We start from the raw sequence: 3,623 nt of genomic DNA, 5'->3' as shown, positions 1-3,623 counted from the left end.
CCGCGTTGCCGCGCTGCAGGCCTATCTGGCGCAGTTGCCCGGCGTGGTCGATGCGCCGGCGCAGGCCCCGGCCGAGGTCCCGGGCCGATAAAAAAAGCCCGCACAAGGCGGGCATGAAAACGAAGGAAGGACAGGCTCTCAGTCGAGGGCCGTCTTCTGGCCGTTCTTGAACACGCTCAGCGTGTACGAAGGGTTCTTCATCTCGCCGTTCTTCTCGAAAGCGATCTTGGAGGTCACGCCCGAGTAGTCGGCCTTCTGCAGGAAGGGGATGTAGACCTTGGGGTCCCAGGAGTTGGCGCGCTTCATGGCGTCGGCCAGCATCATGGTGGCGTCGTAGAAGTACGGGCTGTAGACCTGGAACTGACCGGGGTACTTGGCGTCGTAGCGCTTCTTCCATTCCGTGCCGCCAGGCATCTTGGCCAGCGAGGCGCCGCCGTCGGCGCAGATCACGTTGTCCAGCGGCTTGGCGCCGGCGGCCACCTTGGCCAGCTCGGGCACGCACAGGCCGTCGCCGCCGAAGTACTTGGCATCGTTCATGCCCAACTGGGCCATCTGGCGCAGCATGGGGCCGGCCTGGCCATACATGCCGCCGTAGAAGATGCCTTCGGGCTTCTTGGCCTTGATCGAGGTCAGGATGGCCATGAAGTCCGTGGCCTTGTCGTTCGTGAACTCCGAGGCCACGACCTTCACGCCCAGCTTTTCCGCATCCTTCTTGAACACATTGGCCAGGCCCTGGCCGTAGGCCGTGCGGTCATCGATGATGGCTACGGTCTTGAGCTTGAGCGTTTCGGCCGCGTACTTGGCCAGCGCCGCGCCCAGCGCGTTGTCATTGGCAATCACGCGGTAGGTGGTGTTCCAGCCGGGCTTGGTCAGGTCGGGGTTGGTGGCCGCGCCCGTGATCATGGGAATGCCGCAGTCCTGGAAGACCTTGGACGAGGGGATGGCCACGCCCGAGTTGAGGAAGGCCACGGCGCCAGCGACCTTGTCGTCGCACAGCTTCTGCGAAGCGGCCGTGCCCTGCTTGGGATCGGCCACATCGTCTTCGGCCACCAGCTGGAACTTGACCTTCTTGCCGGCGATCTCCATGCCCTTGGCATTGAGGTCGTCAATGGCCATGCGCACGCCGTTCTCGTTGTCCTTGCCGAAATTGGCCTGGGGTCCGGACACGGGGCCGATGTGGCCGATGCGGATCACCTGCTCCTGGGCCATGGCCACGCCACCCATGCCGGCCACGACGGCCGCAATACACAACTTCCGGGACATCTTCATCGCGCACTCCTCAGTTGAAACAGGCCGTCACGTTATTCCCGTCATCGCGGCTTGGCAATGGCGCGTCACGCCGCGTGACGGGACCGCGACACTCGGCCCCAACTCAGTGTTTACGAGAATCCATCCCCAACCAAAGCTGTGCTGGGAGGCTGGCCGGCTCAGGCCGCGCGCGCCTGGCCCAGTGCCTGTACCTGCGCCAGCTGGTCCAGCGCCGCCAGGCAGGCATGCGCCACTTCCACGCCCTTCTTCACGAAGTGGGCACGGAAGAACTCCACATGGTCGCCGTGCTCGTGGAAGTCGCGCGGCGTGAGCACGGCCGAGAACACGGGCACTTCGGTATCGAGCTGCACGCGCATCAGGCCGTCGATCACGGCCGAGGACACGAACTCGTGGCGATAGATGCCGCCGTTGACCACCAGCGCGCAGGCGATGACCGCGTCGAAACGGCCGCTGTCGGCCAGCTTCTTGGCCAGCAGCGGGATCTCGAAGGCGCCGGGCACGTTGAAGTGGCTGATGTTCTGCGCGGCCACACCCTGGGCCTGCAGCTCGGCCGCCATGGAGTCGCGCGCCTGGTGCACGACATCGGTATGCCAGCTCGCGCAGATCACGGCCACGCGGCTGCGGCCCGCGACGGCCTTCCACGGCGTGCCCGAGGCCGTGCCGTGTGCGGAGAAGTTCAAGGAGACAGGAGTCTGATTCATGGTGCTCTTTCGAGATGAGACAAATGAATCAGGGCGCGCGCCATGGCGCCGCATGGCGCGGCACAGCCCATGGGACAACCATGGGCATGGCGCCTGCCATGCAGGTGCTGCGCGATCTCTTTCATCCGGACTGTGACCGTCGGCTCTGGCATCTCACCAGATCTGCTGACCCCGGCCGGCCTTGCGGCTAGCCGGGCGCTCGCGGGCTGCCGGACACATGCCGAAAGACAGATCCAGATACCGCCGGTGGGGAATTTCACCCCGCCCTGAGAACGCTGCTTTGCGGCGCACGGACTGCGCGCCGCCAAAGACAGCGGCCATTCTAGTCCCGCGCAGATGCCATTGCGGCGATCGGGGCGACCGCAGCCATTGCGCGCTGTGCCTGCGGATTTCATCTGGAAGCACCTACAGCACATGGACCAATTGCTATCAAAATAGAAGCTCCGCTGTCGCCGTCGTTGCCTCGCCAGGACGATCCAGGTCAACCATTGAGGCCTGTCAAACGTCATATGAAGAGATCCAGACAGGAAACACGCCTTTGCCCGGACACCACACCATGACCCGAACCAACGCCTCCCCCACGCAGCAGCGCCCGCAGCCTGGCCTGCGCCCCCTGCGCCTGCTGGCCGGCCTTGGCCTTGCAGCCCTGGTCACCGCCTGCGCCGTGCCGCCCGATGGCTATTCGGACATGGGCTCCGGCTACCCCAGCTATCCCAGCTACCCGTCCTATCCCAGCTATCCGTCGGGCGGCGTCGTCTACCCCTCGTATCCCACGCAGCCCGCCTATCCGGACAACGGCTGGTACGAGCGCCAGCGCCTGCAGCGCGAACGTGAGCGCCTGCAATACGAGCGCGAGCGCATCCAGCAGGAACGCAACCGCGATGCCTGGCGTGACCGCCAACAACGCGAGCGTGAAATGCGAGAGCGCGACCGGGACCGTGACCGCCAGGCCCAGGACCGTGACCGCCAGTTGCGCGAGCGCATGCAGGAGCAGCAGCGCCGCGAAGCCGAGCGCCAGCAGCGGGAGCGCGAACGCGACCAGGGCCAGCAGCAGCGCGAGCGCGAACGCCAGCAACGGGACCGGGAGCAGCAGCAGCGTGACCGCGAGCAGCAGCAACGCGCCATCGAGCGCATGCAGCGTGAAAGCCAGGGCGGCGGCAACCCCTACCCCACCCAGGATCCGCGCCACTGGCGCTGAACGGCTGACCGGCGGCATTTCCAGCCCCTGGGCGCCGCACCATAATCGGCAATACACCACATCCTTGTGCCGCTTGTGATGGGAAAGGAAACCGCCATGCACCGCACCCAAGACCTTGGCCACACCGGCCGCCGTTCATCGGCGGCCGCGCGCTGGGCGCTGGCGGCGCTTGTACCGATGTTTGTACCGCTGGTGCTGGCGCTCACCGCAGGCCCGGCCTCGGCCCAGGTCATCCGCTGCACGGACGCCAAGACCGGCCGCGTCACCTACACCAACAGCAGTTGCAAGGACGGCGAAAACCGCGTGCAGGTGCAGGAAGCCCCCAGCCCCGAAGAGCTGGAGCGCGAGCGCGCGCAGTCCGCCGCCGCCATAGAGCGCAAGAACCAGCAACTGGCCCGCGAAGAGGCCGAGCGCCGCACGCGTGCCCAGCAGCAAGAGCGCGAGGCACGACGCGG

The 3,623-nt window shown here is 66.2% G+C and carries 4 protein-coding genes and 1 riboswitch; of the genes, 2 read left to right on the top strand and 2 right to left on the bottom strand.

Going from position 1 to position 3,623, the window contains the following annotated elements:
- Positions 1-138: 138 nt before the first annotated feature.
- Together L995_RS28420 and L995_RS28415 are read right to left on the bottom strand one after the other, a co-directional pair.
- On the bottom strand, positions 139-1,269 hold the full coding sequence (locus L995_RS28420; RefSeq protein ID WP_016448968.1) for a branched-chain amino acid ABC transporter substrate-binding protein: 1,131 nt from the start codon (positions 1,267-1,269) through the stop codon (positions 139-141).
- Positions 1,270-1,427: 158 nt separating this feature from the next.
- A complete protein-coding gene (locus L995_RS28415) occupies positions 1,428-1,970 on the bottom strand; it encodes a 6,7-dimethyl-8-ribityllumazine synthase (RefSeq protein ID WP_016448969.1) in 543 nt (180 codons plus the stop codon).
- Positions 1,971-2,079: 109 nt separating this feature from the next.
- Positions 2,080-2,248: riboswitch (FMN riboswitch) on the bottom strand.
- Between the two features lie 278 nt (positions 2,249-2,526).
- Between L995_RS28415 and L995_RS28410 the strand changes: the two genes are divergently transcribed.
- Positions 2,527-3,168, top strand: a complete 642-nt coding sequence (locus tag L995_RS28410) for a hypothetical protein (RefSeq protein ID WP_016448970.1) — start codon at positions 2,527-2,529, stop codon at positions 3,166-3,168.
- 96 nt (positions 3,169-3,264) lie between these two features.
- A partial coding sequence (locus L995_RS28405; protein WP_047474721.1) for a DUF4124 domain-containing protein occupies positions 3,265-3,623 on the top strand: 359 nt, incomplete at its 3' end.

The sequence above is a fragment of the Delftia sp. ZNC0008 genome, assembly GCF_000799035.1.
Classification (GTDB): domain Bacteria; phylum Pseudomonadota; class Gammaproteobacteria; order Burkholderiales; family Burkholderiaceae_C; genus Comamonas; species Comamonas tsuruhatensis.
This window is presented reverse-complemented; position numbering and strand designations above follow the sequence as displayed.